Origin of the sequence: Clostridium sp. D46t1_190503_E9, from assembly GCF_015555225.1 — a bacterium.
Taxonomy (GTDB): domain Bacteria; phylum Bacillota; class Clostridia; order Clostridiales; family Clostridiaceae; genus Clostridium.
This window is the reverse complement of record NZ_JADNKB010000010.1, coordinates 34,251-56,771: the sequence shown is the minus strand read 5'-3', so window position 1 is coordinate 56,771 and position 22,521 is coordinate 34,251. Positions and strand designations below refer to the sequence as shown.

The following is a 22,521-nucleotide window of genomic DNA, read 5'->3' as shown; positions in this document are numbered from 1 at the left end:
CATAACATATTTTCCATTTTAATGTAAATGAAAAAAGCCTTCTAAGTTTTTCGATATTAGAAGACTCCTATAAAATCATTTATTTATTTATTTATTTATTTATTTATTTATTTATTATATTCAAAACCTCATCTCCATACTTTTCAAATTTCTTTTCTCCCATACCTCTGATACTAAGTAATTCATCCTTGTCCTTTGGTATTTTATTAGCAAGTTCAATAAGAGTTGAATCTGAAAATATAATATATGGTTTTATTCCTAGTATATTTGCTTTTTCTTTTCTCCATAATTTTAGTTTATTAAATAAATCTTTATTTTCTATTTTTTCTTCAATATCTTCACTTAATTTGCAAATAACTTTTTCCTGTGATTTTAATACTTTTATCGATTTAGGATTTAATTTCAGCATTGAATATGTACCTTCTTTTAAATTAACATATCCTAAATCTAACAAAGTCTTGATTAAATCTCTTATAAATTTGCTGCTGTATTCCTTCATGATTCCATATGTAGTCAGGCTATCTAAGTTATTTTGAATTATCTTAGGCCCCTTAAATCCTCTTAATATATCAACTAATACTGAAATACCATACAGCTCTCTAGTTCTATATACACATGATAAAATCATTTGAGCTTCTATTGTAAAATCTCTAAGTTCTTCGTTATTTAAACAGTTGCTGCAATTATTACAATATGGCTTTGCATTTTTATCTCCAAAATAATTTAAAATAAAGCTTCTATAACATTTATCATATTCACAAAAATCAACCATACTTTGAAGTTTTCTTATTTCAATTTCTTTTCTAGTATTACCAACTGTAGTATATATTAAATATTCTAATGTTCTTATATCTTCCCTATTATATAAAAGGTGACATTCTGTTCTTTCTCCATCCCTGCCACCCCTACCTATTTCTTGATAATAGTTTTCAAGGTTCTTACATAAAGTGAAATGAATTATATATCTTACATTAGATTTATCTATCCCCATTCCAAAAGCATTTGTTGCAATCATTACATTAAAATTATCTTTTAAGAATTCTTCCTGATAATAGTTTTTCTCATCATCTTTTAATCCACCATGATACTTTGCTGCATCTATTCCTCTTTCTTTTAAATAATAATATAAAGCATCAACTTCTTTTCTAGTTGCACAATAAACTATTCCAGAAGCCTCTTCATGATCTCTTATATAATCTTTGACAAACTCTGCTTTATCTTCTTCCTTATGTACACATATTGATAAATTTTCTCTATCAAAACTACCTAAGTACATATATGGATTGATAAGTTCTAAAAGCTTAAAAATATCCTTTCTTACTTCTGTAGTTGCTGTAGCCGTAAATGCAGTAACCACAGGTCTAACATTTAAACTTCTTATAAAAGGAGCTATAAATGTATAGCTTTTTCTAAAATCATGTCCCCACATAGAAACACAATGTGCTTCATCTATTGCAACTTGACTTATCCAGAGCTTTCTTAACATCTTATTGAAGTATTCACTTTCTAATCTTTCTGGTGCTATATATAAAAGTTTAACTTCTCCATCGTAACATCTCTTTAATATTTTCTTTATTTCATCTAAACTTTGAGTACTATTTATATATTCTGCCTTTATCCCTATATCATTAATGGAATCAACCTGATCCTTCATTAATGATATTAAAGGAGAAATAACTAAAGTAATTCCATTAAAAATTAAAGCAGGAATTTGATAACAAATTGATTTTCCTCCACCTGTTGGCATAATGCAAAGGCTATCCCTTCCCCTTAAAATATTTGATATTATTTCACTTTGTCCTTCTCTAAAGGAGTTATATCCAAAATATTTTTCCAAAACTTCCATTGCTTTATTCATAATGTTAATCACTCCTTTCTCCTTAAAATTCTACCATATTTTCTAACTATTAAAACACATTTTATAATGAAATAATTAAAGAATTAAAAAATGAAAGAATTGTGGATGTTTTGCTATAATATAACAATAGCGAAGATAAATAGACTGTGAAATAAGCATATATCTAATACTTCTTTACATATCTATTTATCTTCGCCAACTTGTATTTCATTACTTTAAATTATCAAATGAAGAATTATCCTCATTAATGATATGTATTAAATTGGAGATATTATATAAAAATCGGAAAGTTAATATATATCATTATGTTTAATTCTCATTTTATAAGTTAACCTTTACATACATCTTAATTTAACCTTTTAATTATCTTATCATTTTGCTCTTTTGTTAAATTAAGTTTTTTTGTTATATTTAATAATTTTTCAAATAATTCATTTTCATTTATCATACTTCTTAAATAACTAGTTATGGAATTACTTATTTCTAAAACTCTTTGTAGAATTTCTATTCTATCTTCAGCTTTAAGTTTATTTTGTTCCACAGCTCTATATAATATATAGCCATATACTGAACATAACTCAACATAATCTATTATTTCTTCTGATGATATTTTATTTATCATGCATTCAATTTGTATTGGTGAATACTCTTTATAAATATCATTATTTATATTGAAATGTAATGATGCATTTATAAATTCATCCTTCAGGTCACTTGTTACTTTTTCTTCTAAGTAATTTAAAACTAGTCTATATATTATAACATCCATTACGACTGTCCCCCTAAATAATTCCTCTAATTATAATTTATCATAATTTTGCAAATTTTTAAATTGTATTCTTAAAATTTAAAAATATATTTTTATTTAATCTAAATTTATATTTAATATTAGCAAGAAGTTTAGTTAACTTTAGTTATTTTTGTGGCTTGTCTTAAACAACTTTTTATTTCATATTTAATAAATTAAATTTAATTAATTTAGTTTATTATTTATTGATTTGATTTAATATGTAGTAAATTCTTAATATTAGAATTTACTACATATTAATGATATTATAATTCTCTATTCAAGAAAAAAGATACCTATGTAAATTAAGGTATCTTTTCCATCTATATATTTAATTATGATTTGGGCATCTATTGAAAACTATATTAAATAATTTCCTTTACAGCTTTTATTATTTCATCACTTGTTAAACCATATTTTTTCATTAACTCATCAGGAGTTCCAGATTCGCCAAATGTATCTTTTATTCCTACTGTTTTAACTATTGTAGGATGATTACTTGTTACAACTTGGGAAACTGTTGCTCCAAGTCCACCTATAATTGAATGTTCTTCAGCTGTAACTATTCCTTTTGTTTCTTTTGCTGCCTTTATTATTAATTCTTTATCTATTGGTTTAATAGTAGAAATATTAATAACTCTAGCATTTATTCCTTCTTCTCTTAATTTATCAGATGCTTCTATTGCTTTTTGAACCATCATTCCAGTTGCAATTATAGCTACATCATTTCCTTCTCTAAGCTCTACACCTTTTCCAATTTCAAATTTATAGTTATCATCAAATATATCTTCTGTATTACATCTACCAAATCTTAAGTAAACTGGTCCCACAAAGTTTGCTGCTGCTTTTGTAGCTTGCATAGCTTCTCTGTGATCTGCTGGTACTATTACAGTCATATTTGGAAGTGCGCTCATAAGTGCTATATCTTCAACAGATTGGTGTGAACCACCATCTTCTCCAACTGTTATACCTGCATGAGTTGCAGCTATCTTAACATTCATCTTAGGATAGCATATTGAGTTTCTTATTACTTCAAATGCTCTACCTGTAGCAAATACTGCAAAAGTACTAGCAAAAGGTATATTTCCTACGTTAGCAAGACCTGCTGCCATTCCCATTAAGTTTTGTTCTGCTATACCTGCATTAAAAAATCTATCTTTAAACATATTTTTAAAATCACATGTTTTAGTTGACTTAGAAAGATCCGCATCAAGAACTACAACTTTATCATTTTCTTTTCCTAATTCTACTAGTGCCATTCCATATGATTCTCTTGTTGCCTTACCCATTATAAATCCCTCCTATTTCATGATTTCCATAATAGCTTGTTCTGTTTGTTCTTTGTTAGGTGCTTGTCCGTGCCATCCTGCTTGGTTTTCCATAAAGCTAACACCTTTACCTTTTACCGTTTTAGCTATTATTACTGTTGGCTTGCCTTTTGTTTCTTCTGCATTTTTAAAGGCTTTGTCTAATTCTTCATAATCATGTCCATCACATTCAATTACATTAAATCCAAAACCTTTAAATTTTTCATCTAAAGGATTTATTCCCATAACATCTTCGTTTTTACCATCTATTTGTAATCCATTGAAATCAACTATTGCAACTAAGTTATCTAATTTATAATGAGCTGCTGCCATTGATGCTTCCCAAACTAAACCTTCTTGAAGTTCTCCATCTCCTAATACTGCATAAACTCTAGCATTATTATTTTGGGCTTTTAATCCTAAAGCCATTCCTACAGCATTAGATATTCCTTGTCCAAGTGATCCTGTTGAAACATCAACCCCTGGAACATGTTTAGAATCTGGATGTCCTTGAAGTAATCCACCTGTTTTTCTTAAAGTCTTTAATTCTTCTTTAGGGAAAAATCCTTTTTCAGCTAATACTGAGTAAAGTGCAGGCGCAGCATGTCCTTTACTTAATACAAATCTATCTCTTTGCTCCCATTTAGGGTTATTTACATCTATGTTCATCTTTTCATAATATAAATATGTTAAGACATCTGCACAAGATAATGATCCACCTGGATGTCCAGACTTTGATTCACAAAGCATTTCTATTATATTCTTTCTAACATTCTTAGAAACAGAAATTAAATTTTCTTTATTCATATTTTACACCACCAAATCTATTTTACTGTTTTTCTTTCTACTAAATACGGTTTTAAATTAATAATATTTTCTTCTTTATTACTATTTGCAACATCCATTAATAAATTAAAGGCTTCCTTTCCCATATTATAAATAGGTTGTGCAATTGTAGTTAATTCTGGCTCTATATAAGAACATATTCCAATGTTATCATAACCCAATATTCCTATATCTTCTGGCACTTTTAAACCTTTTCTAATCAGACACTTGATTCCACCAATAGCCATAATATCACTACTATAAAATATTACATCAATATTATTATTTTTCATTATAAGTCTTTCTGTTGCATTTATTCCCCCTTCTAATGAAATTTCATCCTCTTCTAATAAAAGTTCATTAAAAATTTCATATTGCTTAGATATTTTTTGAAAATATCTAAGCCTTGAATTTGAACTCACTTCATTTTGAGTAGACCCAACAAAAGCTATATCCTTATACCCTTTTCCTATTAAATAGTCTAAACCTATTTTTATTCCCTCTTCATTATCACAAAAGACACCATTTATCTTTTCTACTTCATCAATGTGCCTATCGACAACAACAAATGGTACCTCATTAGATTTTAGCATACTTATAGAATTGTTCCTTTTACCATTTGCTACAATTATTACTCCGTCGACTAGTTTGCTTATTAATAATCTTATATACTCTTCTTCTTTCTTACTGCTATTAAAAGTATTACATAAGATCACACTATATCCTTGTTTTTCTGCTTCTGTTTCAATAGCCTTTGCCATTTCTGCAAAGAATGGATTTTCTATATCTGGAATAATAAAGCCTATAGTATAACTTTTCTTTGTGCTTAAACTTCTTGCCAGAGAATTTGGTATATAGTTTAGTTCTTTTACTGCTTTTAAAATTCTATTTCTTGTTTCATCTGAAACACTAATATCTTTATTATTTAATACCATGGAGGCTGTAGTTCTAGATACATTTGCATGTTTTGCTATATCTAAAAGAGTTACCTTACTCATAAATTCCACTCCTTATTGCAGTTTTACATATACGATTATACCATAGTTAATTAATATTTATTTGACAACTTTACTAATAATTTTGATTACTAACAATTTTTAGATCAGCTGCTATTTCTTTATCTACAGCTTCACCATTATATATTTTTAATGCTAATTCAACTCCTAATGCACCAATTAAATCTGGTTGTTGTGCTACTGTTGCAATCATTTCTCCTTTTTCAACTGCATCTAGAGCATCTTCATTTCCATCGAATCCAATAACCATCGCCTTAACATTGCTTGTTCCAATTGCCTTTGCTGCTCCAAGAGCCATTTCATCATTATGAGCAAATACTACTTTGACATCTGAATTACCTTGTAGTATATTTTCCATTACTGATAAACCCTTTTGTCTATCAAAATCTGCTGCTTGGCTTGAAACAAACTTAACATTTGCTTTATCATCTAAAATGCTATGGAATCCAGCTCCTCTATCTCTAGTTGCTGATGCTCCTGGAATACCTTGAAGTTCAACTACATTTATATTTGCTTCATTTCCAAGCTTTTCTAAAACAAATTCTGCTGCCATAGCTCCACCCTTTATATTATCTGAAGCTATATGGCTTGTAACTTCTCCACCATTTGATTGTCTATCTAAAGTAATTACTGGTATATTTGCCTTATTTGCAACTTCTACTGATTTAACAACAGCATCACTATCTGTTGGATTGATTAATAAGGCTACTACACCAAGTTGTATTAAATCTTCTACATTAGATCTTTCCTTAGCTGGGTCATTTTGTGAATCTAAAACTATTAACTCAAATCCTAGCCTTTCAGCTTCTTTTTCTGCCCCTTCTTTCATGCTAACAAAGAAAGGATTATTTAAAGTGGATAAAACTATTCCAATCTTTTTGTCACTATTTCTATTTGAGCATCCCATAAAGAAACTCATTGAAACTATGGCTACTAGAGAAAATGCTAATATCTTTTTTATACCTTTCATGTTATCTCCTCCTATTTCAATTATGCTTTCTTTCTGCTCTTCTTATCTAATAATACTGCTATTAAGATAACTAATCCTTTTACTATTGATTGATAAAATGGTGATACATTCATTAAGTTTAATCCGTTATTTAATACTCCTATGATAAGAGCACCTATTAATGTTCCTGTGATTTTACCTTCTCCACCTGCTAATGATGTACCTCCAATAACAACTGCTGCTATTGCATCTAATTCAAAGCTTGTTCCTGCATTTGGTGAAGCTGATGCTATTCTACTAGTTATAATTACCCCTGCAATTGCTGATGCAAAACCTGAAACTACATATACTAAAGTTTTAATTTTATCTGTGTTTATACCTGATAATCTAGCTGAATCTTCATTTCCACCTAATGCATAAAGATATCTACCAAATCTTGTTTGTGATAAAACATAAATTGCTATTATAGAAACGATTACAGTGATGATAACTGGAATTGGCATGAATCCTATTTTTCCATTACCTATATTAACGAATTTTTCTGGTAACTTAGAAATTGGAGTTCCATTTGTAAATACTAAAGTAGCACCTCTAAATATTGTCATTGTTGCAAGTGTTGCTATAAATGCTTGTAACTTACCTTTTGATATTAAAAGTCCATTTACTAAACCAATTGCTATACCAACTAAAGCTGCAACTACTATTGCTAATGTAACACTTCCTGTTGATTTGATTATTGATGCTGATAATGCTCCACTAATTGCTAAAGTTGAACCAACTGATAAATCTATTCCACCAGTTAAGATAACAAAAGTCATACCTACTGCAATTATTGCATTAACTGAAACTTGTGTAAAAACATTAGTAATGTTTGATAGTGATAAAAATGATGGTGTAACAAATGTGATTATCGCACATAGTAGCACTAATCCTATAAGAGATTTGTATTTAGATGCAGTTTCTTTTATATTAATATTCATAATTGTATCCTCCCAACTATTTATTCATTCCAACAGCTAATTTCATTATGCTTTCTTGTGAAGCTTCTTCTCTTTTTAATTCTCCTGATATTTTTCCTTCACTCATAACAAGAATTCTATCACTTATTCCTAAAACTTCTGGTAAATCTGAAGATATCATTATTATCGCCTTTCCAGATGCTTTAAGTTCATTTAATAATTCGTATATTTCCTTCTTTGCTCCTACATCTATCCCCCTTGTAGGTTCATCAATTATTAATACTTCTGGAGATAACATAAGCCATTTTGCAAGTATAACCTTTTGTTGATTACCTCCACTTAAATTTTTTATTAATTGATCTCTATTCGGTGTTTTTATCTTAATTTTATCTATGTAATAATCAACATCTTTTGTTGCTTTATTTTTATCTATAGCCATCATTTTGCTTTCATATTTTTTTAAATTAGATAAAATCATATTTTCAGCTACAGATAAGCTAAGAACACAGCCTTCTTTTTTTCTATCTTCTGATAAATAGCAAATTCCATTATCTATTGCTTCTTGAATATTTTTTATATCAATTTCTTTTCCTTTAATCTTTATTGTTCCAGAAGTCTTTTTATATTCTCCAAAGATTGTTTTTGCAACTTCTGTTCTTCCAGATCCCATAAGACCAGCTATTCCTAAGATTTCTCCTTCTTTTACGCTGAAACTTATATCTTTTATTCCAACATTTGAATTTAAATTTTCAACTTCTAAAATATCTTTTCCAACCTTTACTTCTCTGTAAGGGAATTGGTCTTCTATTTTTCTCCCAACCATCATTGAAATTAATTTGTCATTATCAATATCTTTAATTAAGGCATTCCCTGCATATTTTCCATCCCTAAGAACTTCAACTCTATCACATATAGCAAATATTTCTTCCATTCTATGAGATATATAAATTATTGCAATTCCTTTTTTCTTTAAGCTGTCTATTACTTTAAATAAATTCTTAGTTTCTACTTCTGTTAAAGCTGTAGTTGGCTCATCCATTATTATTACTCTTGCATTCTTAGTTAAAGCTTTTGCTATTTCTACCATTTGCTTTTCCCCAACATTTAAGCTAGAAACAAGAGTATTTGGATTTATATTTGCACCTATTTGATCTAAGAATAATTTACTTCTTTCTATAAGTTCCTTTTTATTTATTTTCCCAGTAAACTTATGATACTTTTCATTTCCTAAGAATATATTTTCTGCAACTGTTAAGTTATTTAAGACACTCATTTCTTGATGGATAATAGTAACACCATATTCTTCTGCTGATTTTATTCCTTTGATATGTGCTTCTTCTCCATCTATAAATACTTTACCTTCATCTTTTTGATATACTCCACTTAATATCTTCATCAATGTAGACTTACCAGCTCCATTTTCACCCATTAAAGCTGTAACTTCTCCACCATAAGCTGTTATATCAACATTATCTAGGGCCTTAACCCCTGGGAATATCTTTGATACTCCCTCCATTCTTAGCATTGGTATTCTTGTACTCATATAAATACCCTCCTTAACTAAAATACAACTCCTGATTTTAAAATTATATTTGCATACGGTGTTTGTTCACCTGTTCTAACTACTGCCTTACATTCCTTTAAGTTTCTTTTCAATTCTTCATGAGATACAAATGTTATTTTTACATCTCCTATAATTTCTTTTATTTCTTTAAAAAGTTTTGGACTTATATCTTCTGTTTCTTTTGCTAATATTACTTCTTCTATTTGTAGTTCTTCTAATGTTGCTTTTAAAGTTTGCATAAATGTTGGAATTCCATTTATTAATGCTAGGTCTATTCTTTCTGTTTCATTTGGTATTGGTAAACCACAGTCACCAATTGCTAACATATCTGTGTGTCCCATTTTTGATATTACTGAACTTAAATTACTATTTAATAATGATGTCTTTCTCATTAGTATTACTCCTCTCCATAAACCTCTTCCACTTCTTTTAAATATGGTATTGAAGGTTGTGCTCCTTTTCTTTGAACTGCTATTGATGATACCTTATTTCCAAATGTTACTGCTTTTATAAGGTTTTCTTTATTCAGATTTTTCACATCTAACTTTGAACTTAAGCCTCCTATAAAGCTATCTCCTGCAGCTGTTGTATCTATTGCATTTACTTTAAATGCTGGTACTACTTCACTAAATTCTTTTCCTATTACTGCAGCTCCCCTTGATCCTAAAGTTATAATTACAAATTTAACTCCTTTATTTAAGAAAACTTCTGCTGCTTTTTTTGCATCTTCTAAATTTTCTACTTTTATACCAGTTAAAACTTCTGCTTCTGTTTCATTTGGTACTATAATATCTGTTACTTTTAAAAGTTCATCATTTATTTTTTTAGCTGGTGCAGGATTTAGTATTGTTACTTTTCCAAAATCCTTAGCCTTTTTAAATGCTTTAAAAGTAATTTCTTCTGGTGTTTCAAATTGAGATATTAATATATCACTTTCTTTTAATGCTTTTTCTGATTTATTAATTTCTTCTTCATTTATTGTCATATTTGATCCTGGAACAACTATTATTGAATTGTTTCCGTTATCGTTAACCATTATAATTGCCATTCCTGTTGCTTCTTTTTCATCTTCATATATAAAACTTACATCTATATTATCTTCTTTTAATTTATTTTTAAGTATTAAGCCATTATCATCTCTACCTATCTTAGATATCATTACTACTTCTGAGCCACTTCTTTTAGCTGCTACTGCTTGATTTGCTCCCTTTCCACCTGATATCTTTTCAAAAGATTTTGATAAAATAGTTTCTCCTACTTGTGGTATATCCTTAACCTTTAAAACTAAATCCATATTCATGCTTCCAAGTACACATATCTTATTCATAAATCTCTCTCCTAAATAATTATTTTTTAGTAAATCGGTTTACTAAATCGGTTAACTATATAATAAACCATCTGTAAACGTTTTTCAAGTACTTTTTTTTAAAAAATTCTAAAAATTTTTGCATATCTTCCTTTACTTTATGTTATAATAATGATATACTTAATTCACTGACTAAGGTTAGTAACTTAATATCGCGGGATGGAGCAGTTGGCAGCTCGTCGGGCTCATAACCCGAAGGTCGTAGGTTCAAGTCCTGCTCCCGCAACCAAAAAAGCTTTGGATATATCCAAAGCTTTTTAATTTTTATTAATTACTTTTTGATGTTAATATTTTATCTTCTTTATCTTACAAATGAATATTCAACTTTTGCTAATCTATTTAGTTTTTCTGAATTTATATTCTCTATTTCATCTAATAAGTACTCTTTTAACCATATATTTTTTTCAGGTTTTAAGTTCTTTTGTACAGCTATTTTTTCACTTACTGCTATAGTCATAATAGCAACTAAGACGGCTCTAAATATTTGTTCATTATTGCTTGCAGATGCAACCCCTACAGAAATTAATCCACACAATATTGATTCAACACCAAATATATTATTAAACCTTTCTCGCTCACCTTCTAAATAAAACTCACTAAATCCATCAGTTAAATAATAATCTTCACACTGAACTACTGTTATGGTGTTAAATCTTTTTGAAAAACTTCTTAAACTCACTCTAACCTCTATATTTTCTTTTACCCTTGAACTGGTAAAGTCTTTGTTCTTTAATTTATCATCACTTTGGATTAATACTTTAAATTCCTCTAACTTTCCCTTAACGACGTTTATATTGTATCTATTTATGAATCTTAATGCTATTTCTTTTCTAAAAAACGAAAAATCAACTCCCATTATATCTAAAACTACAGGGATACCTTTTCTTCTTGCTACTCTAATTGCTTTTTCTATTATATCTACTCTTGCTGCATTTAAATCTTCTAAATTAATTAATAGGCAATCACATTTTGAAGTTATATCTGGTGATTCTTCAGTAGAATTACTAAATATTGAGTGACCATTATAGCATAAAATTCCTTGTGCTAGATCTTTTGCTGAAACTGAATTAGAGATACAGTGTATAAGAGGGTTCTTTTTTTTCTGCAAGTTCAAACTCTCGTCTAATGCCCTTATACCAATTTGCATTTTGTATCCTCTCTTACATCCTGAACTTAAATTATGCCGATGTTTCTATTTCATATACTACATCGATATATTTTATTCGACTATATTTTCATATGTTACATATTTATTTTTCTATAGGCTAATAGTTTAATCACATATTTTGTTATATAATTAAAATTAATAAAATTAGTAATTCAAAGGAGAAATTTATGAGTTGGATAGAAGAAATTAAAAGCTATGTACCTTATACTAAACAAGAAATAGCCGATAAAGAAGCAATTTTATATGCAATAAATAATTTTAATAATCTTTTAACTAGGGAAAACCCACTTGCCCATATCACTAGTTCTGGATACATAGTAAATAAAGATAAAACAAAAGTCCTTATGATTTATCATAATATATATAACTCTTGGTCTTGGACTGGTGGCCATGCTGATGGGGATGAAGATTTACTTTACGTTGCTATAAAAGAAGCTAAAGAAGAAACAGGTGTTAAAAATATAAAAGCATTAGATAATAAAATTTTTTCATTAGATGTTTTACCTGTTCCTGCACATATAAAAAAAGGTAAAGAAATCGCTTCTCACCTACATTTATCAGTTGCTTATTTATTAGAAGCTGATGAAAATGATGAACTTTTCATAAAAGAAGATGAAAATAGTGGTGTTAAATGGATTCCAATAGATGAGGTTGGAGTTTACTCAACAGAGCTAGATATGATTAAGCTATATGAAAAATTCAATCAAAAGATTAAACAATTTTATTAAATATAGAAAATAGATAATTCTGTGTAATTATCTATTCTTCACTAAAAATCTTGTGTTTTATTGACAAAAAAATCATCACATTGATTTAGACTACACATGACACTTCATCGGTTATATATGCAAAGGGGGTAACGAAACGCGACCCCCTTTATATCTTATTAAATTTACTAATTCCAATAACTTTCTACTATTAAAATATGCAGTTTATAAATAAAATAATAAAAAAATTTTGAAAAATATAAATACAAAGCATTTTCTATTTATCGTAGCTTTTATATTTATAATTTTATAGTATTTCCACTTCTATTCATTAAGTCTATAATTTGATACATATTTCCTATCTCGCCAACTTTAAGCTCGTCCTTTAAGTTATAAAAATCAAGGCATGCTCCACAGCTTATTATGTTTACACCTTTTTCTCTCATAGAATTTAAACTATCTAAAACATCTGACCCAGAACAAGTTAACTTTACTCCACCATTTATGAACATTAAATTTTCTGGTAGCACCTCTGCTTCCGCTAATGTATTAATATATACTTTCATTAGAGTTTCCCCTAATCTATCATCACCATTACCAAGTAAATTTGATGAAACTAATATAGTTGGAGCAACTGTCTGATTAACAATTTCTTCTTTATATACATCTTGATGTATTGTAGTAAATTCGCCCTTTGCTAATTGAATTGTATATAATCCATTTTCTTCTTCAAAACTACTATTTAGCTTTAATCCTTTAGCTAATCTTAATATATTATTTTTAGCAACCTCGTTATCTACTATTACTAAAGTTTCCTTTGAATCTTCTAAGTCAAAATATTTCTTTGTTTTTATAACAGGCATAGGACACGCTAGTCCCTTGCAATCTATAACATTCATACTGCCACCTCTTCATTTTATAATTTACTATCTTTATTTTATCTTATACTTTAATTATAGCGCTAATTTTATATATGCTTCAATTAATATTACAAATAATTAAAACTATATGTATATTAAATAGATAAAGAACTTGCTTAAACATAATAGAAAAATTAAAATCGAATATATTATTTAATCTTTAATATAAGTTATCAAACTACTAATTATATGTAGCTAATATCGATTATATAGATATCTTATTAAAATTTGAAATCTTTATTATACCTTATATATAATCGTTAGCAATACACAAGCCTCCATGACTATAACTTGCTATGTCATACTTAGTTAATTTTTCTCCGGCTAAAACTCTTGGTAATATCACATCAAAAGCAGTGCTTTCTGAAAAAATTACTCCTCCAGGTAATCCTAATATTGGTATGTCTCCTTTATAAGAAATTAGGAACATAGCGCCTGGAAAAATAGGTGTGCCATAAGAAATAATTTCTGCTCCAATTTCCCTTATTGCTTTAGGCGTTAAATCATCAGCATCAACAGACATTCCTCCAGTGCAAAGTATCATTTCTGCACCCTTTTCAAGCCAATAATTTATTGCTTCTTTTATTTCTACTAAATTATCTTTTATAATTGTTTGTCCAATAATATCACAACCATATGGATATATCTTCTTTTCTATAACACCTTTAAATGCATCTTGTATTCTTCCATAATACACTTCGTTTCCAGTTGTAACTATTGCAACTTTTTTCGGTTTAATTGGAATAACATTTATTATCTTTTTACTTACAACACTTTGAACTTTAAGTAATTTTTCTTTTTTAATTGCTAATGGGATAACCTTAGTTGCAGCAATTTTATCTCCCTTTTTAACAACTGTATCATTCTTAATAGTTGATAGAATAACTTCATCTATAGAGTTTAATTTAACAAGTAAATCTAAATCTATTTTAAGGAGTCCATCTATAGCAGCAAAGAATTCTATTTTCCCTTCCTTAACTTCTGAAAAAGTCAATCCACTACCTGCACATATATCTTTAAGAAATTCTGCTGCTTCATTTTCATGAACTAAATTTTCATCTTCATCCCATATATAAATATGATCTTTTCCTATTGATAAAAGCTCATCTATATCCTTTTCCTCAATTATATGTCCCTTTTTAAAAGCTACACCTTTAAATTCTCCTGGAACTACTTTAGTAATATCATGGCATAAAGCACATCCTATAGCCTCTCTTACATCTATAACTTTCATATGTTCACCTCTTTTATCATATAACACAATCTTTTATTCTACCAATTACCATTTCTACTCCATATTCAATTGTTCCTAAAGCAAAATCTAAGGATGAAATTAGAAATTTAGGATTCTCTGGTAAATTAACTATTAATGTTTTTTCTCTAATACCAGAAACACCTCTTGAGAGCATTATATTTTTACTCATTTGCAAATTATAGTATCTTATTCCCTCTGAAATACCACTTACTTCTTTTATAATTATATTTCTTGTTGCCTCTGGAACAATATCTGTTGGGCGACATCCAATTCCTCCGCTTGTTAGTATTAAATCTACTTTCAGTTCATCACTCATATACTTCATTTCATTTTCTATATCTACTTGATTACTTTTTAAAATTTTACATCTTAATATTTGATGCCCTCTATTTTCTAAATATCTTTTAATTATTTTTTCCCTATAATCATCATCTCCCTTTTTATATTCTTTATCATCTACAGTTATCAGCCCTGCTGTTATCATTAATCCCATACCTTTCTTGACTAATTCTCATGTTTTAATTAGGAATTATTTTTATACATAATTAATAAAAACTTCATATACCTTTTTTATTTTTAATCATTAATAAAGCTTCTAATACACCACCTCCTATATTTCTAGCTTTATCTGAAATTGTAGTATAATTATTTATTTCTTTTAACCTTGGATCTATATCTCCTATTTTTAATCCTATTTCAACTCTTGTTCCATCTTTTATAATACCTCTAAGTAACCCATCTATAGGTGCTAATACTTTTTCATTACCTATTGCTGCCAAAACTTCACCTTTTTTAACTATGTCACCTATAAATTTATAATTTTTTATAACTCCATTTGCTTCACTATATATTACTCTCTCTTTTGAATAACCAGCAATTTCTCCTGGTACACCAGTATTAGGCATTGCATAACCTTCAAATATTAACCTTCCTAGGTTATGCCCCCTCATTGTTTCTATAACAACATCAACATCAACACCAGCCTCAAATCCTGGTCCTAGTGCTATTGTTATTGGTGCCATTTCCTTATTGGTTCCTAAATTTTTTTTAGCTAGTATGGCATCCACTACTACAAATGGCTTAATTTTATTAATAAACTCTCCATTAGCATCTACTACTATTGGAATAAATTTATTCTTAAATGCATTATTTATATCATCTAAATTATATGCACGAATTGCTTTTATTCCTTCTACCTCAGCTTCTCCATTATATATAGCATCACTAAATGCTACGTTTCTTCTAATTGCAGTTGGTTTTTCTATTTCTAAAACTAATACATTAAATCCACTTCTATATAACTTTTGTATTGTTCCAGATGCTATATCTCCTCCACCTCTTACTATTACAGTCCCTAAATCCATAGCTCCCATCCTCTTTCTTATAATTTATATTAAAATAAATATATATCTTTAACTTTACTACTTCACTTAAATAAATCTCTTCTAAATTAGTAATCTATAAACTCTACATTAACACTATTTTATAAATTTTATTTTTTAAACTTCCATATATTATTTTATCTAACAACTTATCCTTTTCATTTCTTTTGATAATTTCCTTAATAAGTAACTTTAAATTATTTTCATCAATTGTCTCTACCTTATTTAGAAATAATAACCTTTCACCCTTAGAATACTTAAACAAACCATCTTTATTAAATATTACTTTTACAAAATGATTTATATTTATAACTTCTCCTAGAGAACTATTAGTAAGATCATTAAATTCACATAATCTATGCACATTATTATCATTTATTTCTAATCCTAATGATTCAAGACTCATAACTCCTATAGTTAAGTTTGTCTCACTAGAAATGACTGGTTCAGCATCATTCCAGCCCTTAATTGGTTTCCTTTTAGAGCCATCAGCTTCTAATAATATAAAATCAAAATCTTTTGTTAACGTTTTTATATCACTTTCATTTATACCTATAAATTTATTTTCTTTAGTTATAGCTTTAGAATATGCGTAAATTCCATTATTCTTCTTATCCCTTATAGAGTGATATTGGTTTTCACCTACAGCTAAAAAATCCACCTCATCTCTTGTTGGAACGAGAATTTTTGTTGTAGTTGATATTAAAACTTTATTATCATCTTTAAGATCATTTGCTAATAAATACATTAAAGTTGTTTTCCCACCACATCCAATTATAGATATTACAGATTTATTTTTTATCCCTATAATCTCCTTCAGCTTCAATTACTATCTCCCTATTCTTATTTAATTTTTCTATACTAATTCTAAACCACAATATAATTATATAATAAATAGTATATATGTTAAATATTTGAACACAATTTTGTTAAATTAACCATGTTTCTTAAATATTTCCTTTAAGTATTTTACAAATATTTATAAACTTAAATAAATTTCAAGTTATTATATAAAAAAATAAGTGAAGATTATAAGCTTCACTTATTTTTTTAACTATCTTATTGTTATTATATTTTTATTACTTCCCTTTTTAACTACTCTACCAATAATCTCTGCTTTTATTTGACTTCTATTATTCATATTCTCTAATAATTCATTTGCCTTGCTTTCTTCAACTGAAATTAATAGTCCTCCTGATGTTTGAGGATCAAAAAGTGCAAGTCTCATTTGCTCAGAAATTTCAGGACTAAAGTCTACCCATTCTTCAAAATATTTTTCATTAGAATATGCTCCACTAGGAAGACAATATTCTTTTATTAAATCTATTACTTTATTCATTATAGGTATTTTTTTACTATCTATTTCTATTTCAACTTCGCTTCCATTTGCCATTTCATATGCATGTCCTATAAACCCAAATCCTGTAATATCAGTACAAGAATTAACTCCTACTTTTTGCATTTCTTCTGAAGCAATTTTATTAAGAGTTGACATTACATTTGCTGCTTCTTCAAACTCTTCATCTGTAATAAATTCTATCTTCAAAGCTGTAGTTAAAACACCGCATCCAAGAGGCTTTGTTAATATAAGAACATCGCCATCTTTAGCGCCTGAATTTGTTACTACTTTTTTAGGGTCAACTATTCCTGTAACAGAAACTCCGTATTTGATTTCTTCATCTGTAATTGTATGTCCACCAGCTATTGTTGCTCCTGCTTCTCTTATCTTATCAGCCCCACCTTTTAATATCTCTGCTAATATTTCTGGTCCTATAGTTGCTGAGAAACATGCTAAATTTAATGCTGTTAATGGCTTTCCTCCCATTGCATAAACATCACTTAATGCATTAGTTGCAGCTATTTGACCAAATGTATATGGATCATTTGCAACTGGTGTAAAAAAATCTACCGTTTGAACTAATGCCAAATCCTCTGACAATTTATAGACACCAGCATCATCTGATTTATCAAAACCTACAATTAAATTTGGATCTCTATCCTCTACATTGGCTTCTATATGACTTAAAACCTTTGCTAATCCATCAGGAGTAAACTTACCTGCGCATCCGCATCTTGTTGATAATTGTGTAAGTTTTTTATTATTTAGTCCCATATAAACACCTCTTATATATTCTTCTATTATAATTCATGTAATTTACTTAATAATTAAATTATACCACTAAATTTTCATAAAAAAAGTGGACATATATAAGTTACTTATTCCATAACATTTTTAATACTAATTAACAAACTTACATATGCCCACTTGAGCTCTAAACTAAGAATAATATATAATATGCTTTCTATCTTATATATTATTAATTTAATTTAACATTTGCTTTAATTTCCCCTATTTTCCTCTTTCTTCTTCAGTTATATTTCTTATTGATTCTAGTTCTGTACATTCCGTTTCACAATTTGCTCCTCTATTCTCTAATCCATTTCCAAAATTAAAAGTAAAGAACATAAGCTCTACTTCTTCTTCTCTAAGTATTCTTAATATATCCATATTTATTTCTTCTTTTAATTTTTCGTATAATTTATAATTTAATTCATTAGTATAGAAATAAACAAAAACTCCAAATCCATAAGTTGATAGCTCATTAAAACTTACAATAATTAAATCTTTATCAATTTTTTCATGACTATTTAATAATTCTTCAATTCTACTTATGCAATTTTTAATTTTTTCAACTTCAGTGTCAAACTTAATAGTGAACTTAAAATGTATTCTTCTTAGTTTTCTTTGTGTCCAATTTATAATATTTTCATTTGCAAGCTTTGAATTTGGTACAGTTGCAACCGCCATAGAAAACGTCCTTATTTTTGTGCTTCTAAACGTTATATCTTCAACTATTCCTTCAACTTGAGATGTTTGTATCCAATCACCTATTGCAAAAGGTCTATCTAATACTATTATAACTCCACCAAATAAATTAGAAAAAGTATCTTGTGCCATTAGTGCAAATGCTACACCACTAATTCCAAGACCAGCTATGAATCCAGTAAAACCAAATTCCCTGGCTACACAACTTACCCCTATCACTATAATAACTAATCTTATTATTATAGATACAAAAGGAAATACTATTGTATTTCCTCCATCATTTTTATGCATTCTTGTATATAAGAGAGAATTTTCTAGAGTTAAATTGTAAAAGAAATAACATATTACTATAACTATAAATATTTTTTTTAATCTATCACTTGTAACTGTATTAACATTCAGACCATCGAAATCTATAATCTTTAATGATGCATAAAAAGAATATAATGTTATATATAGCTTGATTGGCTTTTCCAACGCCCTTACCAAGCTATCATCTGCAAAGTTTTTAGTTCTCTTTACTATCCTAATTATATAATCAAAAATCTTAGTTATTATATATTTGTTTATAGCTAAAGCTATAATTATGACTATACCTGCAATTATGTATTTGCTTATACTTATCTTTAATAATTCTGTAAAAATATCTTCTATCTCTTTCATAGTTCCTCCTAAAAGGATTTCTATAAAATGTTAACTATAAATCTAAATAACATTTTCATTTTTATATCAAATATTATTTTTACCTATATTCTTTATTTTTATCCATTTTATGAATTTAATATTTCCTATAATTCTTCTTAAATTCACTAATTATTTGTCATAAGATTTAATATATTTTACAAATAAAAAGAGAAAGGAATTATCCTTTCTCTTTTCTCTTAGATTTATTTAATTTAAATCCAATATCTAGCTTGTAATTCTAAAAAATTATTATCTTAATTCAAAAGAATCACAATCTGTACATTCTACTTGAGTTGGATTTTTTTCATGAGTTCCAACTTGAATCATTGATAATGTACAATATTTTTCATTTGTATTATTATACTTACATTGTTCAACTGTACATTTTATACTTGGGTTCTTATCCATTAAAATCACCACCTTACAAAGTTATTATTAGCTTTATAAGTTATACTATTCATAAAATAAAACTATTTTAAAGTGATGAAATTAATCTATTTTATTGATCCTTAGAATCTCTTCTTAAATCTTTAAATTAAAAATTCTTTGCTATTTCTTTTGCTTCAGCTATTTCATCTGTAACAATCTTTTCTACATCTATTCCATATACATCTAAGTTTTCAGCAGCAACGCTCTTAATATCTTTAACACCAAAGAATGTTAAAATAGATTTTAAATATCTTTCTCCCATTTCTAGGTCTTTAGTTATTGGATTTGAATAATCTCCACCTCTTCCAGAAACTATTAAAGCCTTAGTTGCTTTACATAATCCTACTGGACCATTTTCAGTATATTTAAAAGTTATTCCTGTTACACTTACATAGTCAAAATAAGCTTTAACTATTGCTGGTGTTCCTAAATTCCACATTGGTGTAGAAATAACAATCTTATCTGCTTCAGCTATTTGATAAGCATATTTTAAAATTGGGTGCTTCTTACTCTCTTCAGTTTTTTCTCCAAATACAGCTGCTAAATCTTCTGGTCTTAAAAAGTCAATTCCTTCCTTATATAGATCTAAAACTGTTACTTCATCATTTGGATTATTCTTTTTATATTCTTCTATAAAATTATCTGATATTCTAAATGTTCTTGATTGTCCTTCTGGTTTAATATTTGCTTTTATATATAATACTTTATTCATTTTGTCCTCCTAATAGTAATTACCATTGGTAATATACTTGTATTTTGCTATAATATAAATACTAGTTTAAATATTCTTTTTTTTCAAGTAGACACTTTTTTTATACATAGTATCCAAATTGATACTGCTTCTCAATTAAAATAGTATAACTTATATTTTTATTGTGATTAAATTTTGTGAAATTTATGTTATAGATAAGGAGAAATTATATGGAGAAATTCTCAATAACTCATAATGATTGTTATATAAACGAATCAAATAACTCTCATGAGATATGTCCAATGATTTTGGTGCATAAGCTAATTTCTGGCAAATGGAAAATATTAATACTATGGTATTTATGCAAAGAACCGCTTAGATTTAGCGATTTAAAAAGAAAGCTTCCTAATGTTACTCAAAAAATGCTTACAAATCAACTTAGAAGCCTAGAAGAAGATAATTTAATTTACAGAAAAGTTTATCCTGTAGTTCCTCCCAAAGTTGAATATGGCCTAACTGCTGTTGGAGAAAAAATAATGCCTGTACTTCAGGCTATGCATAATTATGGTGAGGATTATATAGATATGATGAACGGAAACTCAATGGATAATTAATAATTTACACCGAAGAATTAAGGTGATAATTCATATTCGCTAAATGAAAAATGAAAAATTATAGAATGAATAAGTTATTGCATTAATTTTAGGAAAGCCGAATGAAAAAATGATAGAGTTATAGAAAAATCCTTAAGGGATTTTTAATTTATATTGTGCTTTACACAAATTAATTCTTTAAGTTTTACGTAGTAAAACCTCCTTAACTCTTTCACTATTAACTATTAATTTGTGCTCTTTCGCTTCCTAAATATTTATTAATAAATATTAGTGGATAAATATAAATAGAGCATGCGAAATAAGCATACTCTATTTATATTTATCACGATATTTAATTGTCTCCAAAGACTTTTTTCTTTAACATTAATCCAGCTTTTGTTACTGCTACGCCACCTTGTGCAGTTTCTCTTAATGAAGCTGGTAAACTTCTTCCTACTTTGTACATTGCAGATAATGCATCATCAAAAGGTATCTTAGATTCTACACCTGCCATTACTAAATCTGCTGTACATAATGCACTCATAGCTCCAGAAGCATTTCTTTTAGCACATGGAATTTCTACTAATCCAGCAACTGGATCACAAACTAAGCCTAATATATTTTTAAATACTATAGCAGCTGCATCTAATGACATTTTTGGTGTTCCACCCATCATCTCTACAACTGCTGCTGATGCCATTGCTGCCGCTGATCCACATTCGGCTTGGCACCCACCTTCAGCACCTGCAAAAGTTGCATTTCTTCCAATTATCATTCCAACTGCTGCTGATGCAAATAATGCTCTCATTAATTCTTCATCATTTTTTCCAAGCCTTTCTCCAGCTGTTAAAATAACAGCTGGTAAAATACCGCAAGAACCAGCAGTAGGGCATGCAACTATTTTCCCCATTGATGCATTTACTTCTGATGATGATAATGCCATAGCCATCGCTAAAACCATAGTATCTCCAGTTAAAGAGTTTCCCTTTTTTAAATATTGTTGCATTTTATATGCATCTCCACCAATTAGCCCACTAACTGAATATACTTCTTTTTCTCTTGCTTCAGTTGCACCACTTCTCATGGCATCTAAAGTCTTTTTCATTTTTAGAAATACCTCTTCTCTTGAAATATCCCTATCTTCCATTTCTCTTATAATTGCGTATTCACTTAATGAAATTGAATTTTCTTCACATATATGTACAAGTTCTTCTCCAGATTTTGCTATGTCCAA

General features: G+C 28.2%; 23 protein-coding genes and 1 tRNA gene. 3 read left to right on the top strand and 21 right to left on the bottom strand.

Annotated features, from left to right (window positions below; genetic code table 11):
* Nucleotides 1-103: 103 nt before the first annotated feature.
* From recQ to rbsK, 10 genes are all read right to left on the bottom strand, one after another.
* On the bottom strand, nucleotides 104-1,858 hold the full coding sequence (gene recQ, locus I2E83_RS12455) for a DNA helicase RecQ (protein WP_195430074.1): 1,755 nt from the start codon (nucleotides 1,856-1,858) through the stop codon (nucleotides 104-106).
* Nucleotides 1,859-2,204: 346 nt separating this feature from the next.
* Nucleotides 2,205-2,627, bottom strand: a complete 423-nt coding sequence (locus I2E83_RS12450; RefSeq protein WP_195430071.1) for a hypothetical protein — start codon at nucleotides 2,625-2,627, stop codon at nucleotides 2,205-2,207.
* Between the two features lie 383 nt (nucleotides 2,628-3,010).
* Complete coding sequence (locus I2E83_RS12445; protein ID WP_195430069.1) at nucleotides 3,011-3,934, bottom strand: transketolase family protein; 924 nt, start codon at nucleotides 3,932-3,934, stop codon at nucleotides 3,011-3,013.
* A 12-nt stretch (nucleotides 3,935-3,946) separates the two neighbouring features.
* A complete protein-coding gene (locus I2E83_RS12440; RefSeq protein ID WP_195430068.1) occupies nucleotides 3,947-4,759 on the bottom strand; it encodes a transketolase in 813 nt (270 codons plus the stop codon).
* A gap of 17 nt (nucleotides 4,760-4,776) precedes the next feature.
* Nucleotides 4,777-5,775, bottom strand: coding sequence for a LacI family DNA-binding transcriptional regulator (locus tag I2E83_RS12435; RefSeq protein WP_195430066.1), 999 nt, complete (start codon nucleotides 5,773-5,775; stop codon nucleotides 4,777-4,779).
* A 73-nt stretch (nucleotides 5,776-5,848) separates the two neighbouring features.
* A complete protein-coding gene (gene rbsB / locus I2E83_RS12430; RefSeq protein ID WP_195430063.1) occupies nucleotides 5,849-6,763 on the bottom strand; it encodes a ribose ABC transporter substrate-binding protein RbsB in 915 nt (304 codons plus the stop codon).
* Nucleotides 6,764-6,783: 20 nt separating this feature from the next.
* Nucleotides 6,784-7,722, bottom strand: coding sequence for a ribose ABC transporter permease (locus I2E83_RS12425; RefSeq protein WP_195265240.1), 939 nt, complete (start codon nucleotides 7,720-7,722; stop codon nucleotides 6,784-6,786).
* 16 nt (nucleotides 7,723-7,738) lie between these two features.
* Nucleotides 7,739-9,244: a sugar ABC transporter ATP-binding protein gene (locus I2E83_RS12420; protein WP_195265237.1), complete on the bottom strand. Its 1,506-nt coding sequence runs from the start codon at nucleotides 9,242-9,244 to the stop codon at nucleotides 7,739-7,741.
* Nucleotides 9,245-9,261: 17 nt separating this feature from the next.
* Nucleotides 9,262-9,657, bottom strand: coding sequence for a D-ribose pyranase (gene rbsD, locus I2E83_RS12415; protein WP_195265235.1), 396 nt, complete (start codon nucleotides 9,655-9,657; stop codon nucleotides 9,262-9,264).
* Nucleotides 9,658-9,662: 5 nt separating this feature from the next.
* On the bottom strand, nucleotides 9,663-10,592 hold the full coding sequence (gene rbsK, locus I2E83_RS12410) for a ribokinase (protein WP_195265225.1): 930 nt from the start codon (nucleotides 10,590-10,592) through the stop codon (nucleotides 9,663-9,665).
* Nucleotides 10,593-10,784: 192 nt separating this feature from the next.
* On the opposite strand from rbsK, the gene I2E83_RS12405 reads away from it, so the two are divergent.
* Nucleotides 10,785-10,860: transfer RNA gene (locus tag I2E83_RS12405), tRNA-Met, on the top strand.
* A gap of 72 nt (nucleotides 10,861-10,932) precedes the next feature.
* Here the strand turns inward: I2E83_RS12405 and I2E83_RS12400 are convergent.
* Complete coding sequence (locus I2E83_RS12400) at nucleotides 10,933-11,778, bottom strand: hydroxyethylthiazole kinase (protein ID WP_195265223.1); 846 nt, start codon at nucleotides 11,776-11,778, stop codon at nucleotides 10,933-10,935.
* Between the two features lie 188 nt (nucleotides 11,779-11,966).
* Here I2E83_RS12400 and I2E83_RS12395 point away from each other — a divergent pair, with 188 nt between their 5' ends.
* Entirely contained in the window at nucleotides 11,967-12,527 is a 561-nt protein-coding gene (locus tag I2E83_RS12395; RefSeq protein ID WP_195265221.1) for an NUDIX hydrolase, read from the top strand.
* Nucleotides 12,528-12,805: 278 nt separating this feature from the next.
* Here the strand turns inward: I2E83_RS12395 and yedF are convergent, their stop codons facing one another.
* The 9 genes from yedF to I2E83_RS12350 all read right to left on the bottom strand — a co-directional run bounded on the left by yedF (nucleotide 12,806) and on the right by I2E83_RS12350 (nucleotide 20,715).
* Complete coding sequence (gene yedF, locus I2E83_RS12390; RefSeq protein ID WP_195265219.1) at nucleotides 12,806-13,405, bottom strand: sulfurtransferase-like selenium metabolism protein YedF; 600 nt, start codon at nucleotides 13,403-13,405, stop codon at nucleotides 12,806-12,808.
* Between the two features lie 268 nt (nucleotides 13,406-13,673).
* A complete protein-coding gene (locus tag I2E83_RS12385; protein WP_195265217.1) occupies nucleotides 13,674-14,660 on the bottom strand; it encodes a molybdopterin-binding protein in 987 nt (328 codons plus the stop codon).
* Between the two features lie 16 nt (nucleotides 14,661-14,676).
* Nucleotides 14,677-15,174 (bottom strand): molybdopterin-binding protein, encoded by a 498-nt coding sequence (locus I2E83_RS12380; protein WP_195265215.1) that lies wholly within the window; start codon nucleotides 15,172-15,174, stop codon nucleotides 14,677-14,679.
* A gap of 64 nt (nucleotides 15,175-15,238) precedes the next feature.
* Entirely contained in the window at nucleotides 15,239-16,045 is an 807-nt protein-coding gene (yqeB, locus tag I2E83_RS12375; RefSeq protein WP_195430061.1) for a selenium-dependent molybdenum cofactor biosynthesis protein YqeB, read from the bottom strand.
* 103 nt (nucleotides 16,046-16,148) lie between these two features.
* Complete coding sequence (yqeC, locus tag I2E83_RS12370) at nucleotides 16,149-16,889, bottom strand: selenium cofactor biosynthesis protein YqeC (protein ID WP_195430057.1); 741 nt, start codon at nucleotides 16,887-16,889, stop codon at nucleotides 16,149-16,151.
* A 228-nt stretch (nucleotides 16,890-17,117) separates the two neighbouring features.
* Nucleotides 17,118-18,176 (bottom strand): selenide, water dikinase SelD, encoded by a 1,059-nt coding sequence (selD, locus tag I2E83_RS12365; RefSeq protein ID WP_195430054.1) that lies wholly within the window; start codon nucleotides 18,174-18,176, stop codon nucleotides 17,118-17,120.
* Between the two features lie 237 nt (nucleotides 18,177-18,413).
* Nucleotides 18,414-19,553 carry a mechanosensitive ion channel family protein gene (locus I2E83_RS12360; RefSeq protein ID WP_195265209.1) on the bottom strand — a complete coding sequence of 380 codons (1,140 nt, stop codon included), beginning with the start codon at nucleotides 19,551-19,553 and terminating at the stop codon, nucleotides 18,414-18,416.
* A gap of 270 nt (nucleotides 19,554-19,823) precedes the next feature.
* The gene (locus tag I2E83_RS12355) at nucleotides 19,824-19,982 is read right to left on the bottom strand and encodes a DUF1540 domain-containing protein (protein WP_142690777.1); all 159 of its coding nucleotides are present in this window, start codon (nucleotides 19,980-19,982) and stop codon (nucleotides 19,824-19,826) included.
* 127 nt (nucleotides 19,983-20,109) lie between these two features.
* Nucleotides 20,110-20,715: an NAD(P)H-dependent oxidoreductase gene (locus I2E83_RS12350; protein ID WP_195265207.1), complete on the bottom strand. Its 606-nt coding sequence runs from the start codon at nucleotides 20,713-20,715 to the stop codon at nucleotides 20,110-20,112.
* Nucleotides 20,716-20,924: 209 nt separating this feature from the next.
* On the opposite strand from I2E83_RS12350, the gene I2E83_RS12345 reads away from it, so the two are divergent.
* Nucleotides 20,925-21,308 (top strand): helix-turn-helix domain-containing protein, encoded by a 384-nt coding sequence (locus tag I2E83_RS12345; protein ID WP_279325039.1) that lies wholly within the window; start codon nucleotides 20,925-20,927, stop codon nucleotides 21,306-21,308.
* Between the two features lie 331 nt (nucleotides 21,309-21,639).
* On the opposite strand, the gene sdaAA is transcribed toward I2E83_RS12345, so the two are convergent.
* Entirely contained in the window at nucleotides 21,640-22,521 is an 882-nt protein-coding gene (gene sdaAA, locus I2E83_RS12340; RefSeq protein ID WP_195265205.1) for an L-serine ammonia-lyase, iron-sulfur-dependent, subunit alpha, read from the bottom strand.

Excerpts from the sequence above, each read along its gene's own strand:
- I2E83_RS12355 (WP_142690777.1), bottom strand. The coding sequence starts at position 19,982 with ATGGATAAGAACCCAAGTATAAAATGTACAGTTGAACAATGTAAGTAT.
- yqeB (WP_195430061.1), bottom strand. The coding sequence starts at position 16,045 with ATGGATTTAGGGACTGTAATAGTAAGAGGTGGAGGAGATATAGCATCT.
- selD (WP_195430054.1), bottom strand. The coding sequence starts at position 18,176 with ATGGGACTAAATAATAAAAAACTTACACAATTATCAACAAGATGCGGA.
- I2E83_RS12395 (WP_195265221.1), top strand. The coding sequence starts at position 11,967 with ATGAGTTGGATAGAAGAAATTAAAAGCTATGTACCTTATACTAAACAA.
- recQ (WP_195430074.1), bottom strand. The coding sequence starts at position 1,858 with ATGAATAAAGCAATGGAAGTTTTGGAAAAATATTTTGGATATAACTCC.
- rbsK (WP_195265225.1), bottom strand. The coding sequence starts at position 10,592 with ATGAATAAGATATGTGTACTTGGAAGCATGAATATGGATTTAGTTTTA.
- rbsD (WP_195265235.1), bottom strand. The coding sequence starts at position 9,657 with ATGAGAAAGACATCATTATTAAATAGTAATTTAAGTTCAGTAATATCA.
- I2E83_RS12345 (WP_279325039.1), top strand. The coding sequence starts at position 20,925 with ATGGAGAAATTCTCAATAACTCATAATGATTGTTATATAAACGAATCA.
- I2E83_RS12450 (WP_195430071.1), bottom strand. The coding sequence starts at position 2,627 with ATGGATGTTATAATATATAGACTAGTTTTAAATTACTTAGAAGAAAAA.
- I2E83_RS12440 (WP_195430068.1), bottom strand. The coding sequence starts at position 4,759 with ATGAATAAAGAAAATTTAATTTCTGTTTCTAAGAATGTTAGAAAGAAT.
- I2E83_RS12360 (WP_195265209.1), bottom strand. The coding sequence starts at position 19,553 with ATGAAAGAGATAGAAGATATTTTTACAGAATTATTAAAGATAAGTATA.
- I2E83_RS12420 (WP_195265237.1), bottom strand. The coding sequence starts at position 9,244 with ATGAGTACAAGAATACCAATGCTAAGAATGGAGGGAGTATCAAAGATA.
- yedF (WP_195265219.1), bottom strand. The coding sequence starts at position 13,405 with ATGAATGTTATAGATTGCAAGGGACTAGCGTGTCCTATGCCTGTTATA.
- I2E83_RS12400 (WP_195265223.1), bottom strand. The coding sequence starts at position 11,778 with ATGCAAATTGGTATAAGGGCATTAGACGAGAGTTTGAACTTGCAGAAA.
- I2E83_RS12445 (WP_195430069.1), bottom strand. The coding sequence starts at position 3,934 with ATGGGTAAGGCAACAAGAGAATCATATGGAATGGCACTAGTAGAATTA.
- I2E83_RS12425 (WP_195265240.1), bottom strand. The coding sequence starts at position 7,722 with ATGAATATTAATATAAAAGAAACTGCATCTAAATACAAATCTCTTATA.
- I2E83_RS12380 (WP_195265215.1), bottom strand. The coding sequence starts at position 15,174 with ATGGGATTAATGATAACAGCAGGGCTGATAACTGTAGATGATAAAGAA.
- I2E83_RS12385 (WP_195265217.1), bottom strand. The coding sequence starts at position 14,660 with ATGAAAGTTATAGATGTAAGAGAGGCTATAGGATGTGCTTTATGCCAT.
- rbsB (WP_195430063.1), bottom strand. The coding sequence starts at position 6,763 with ATGAAAGGTATAAAAAAGATATTAGCATTTTCTCTAGTAGCCATAGTT.
- I2E83_RS12350 (WP_195265207.1), bottom strand. The coding sequence starts at position 20,715 with ATGAATAAAGTATTATATATAAAAGCAAATATTAAACCAGAAGGACAA.
- I2E83_RS12435 (WP_195430066.1), bottom strand. The coding sequence starts at position 5,775 with ATGAGTAAGGTAACTCTTTTAGATATAGCAAAACATGCAAATGTATCT.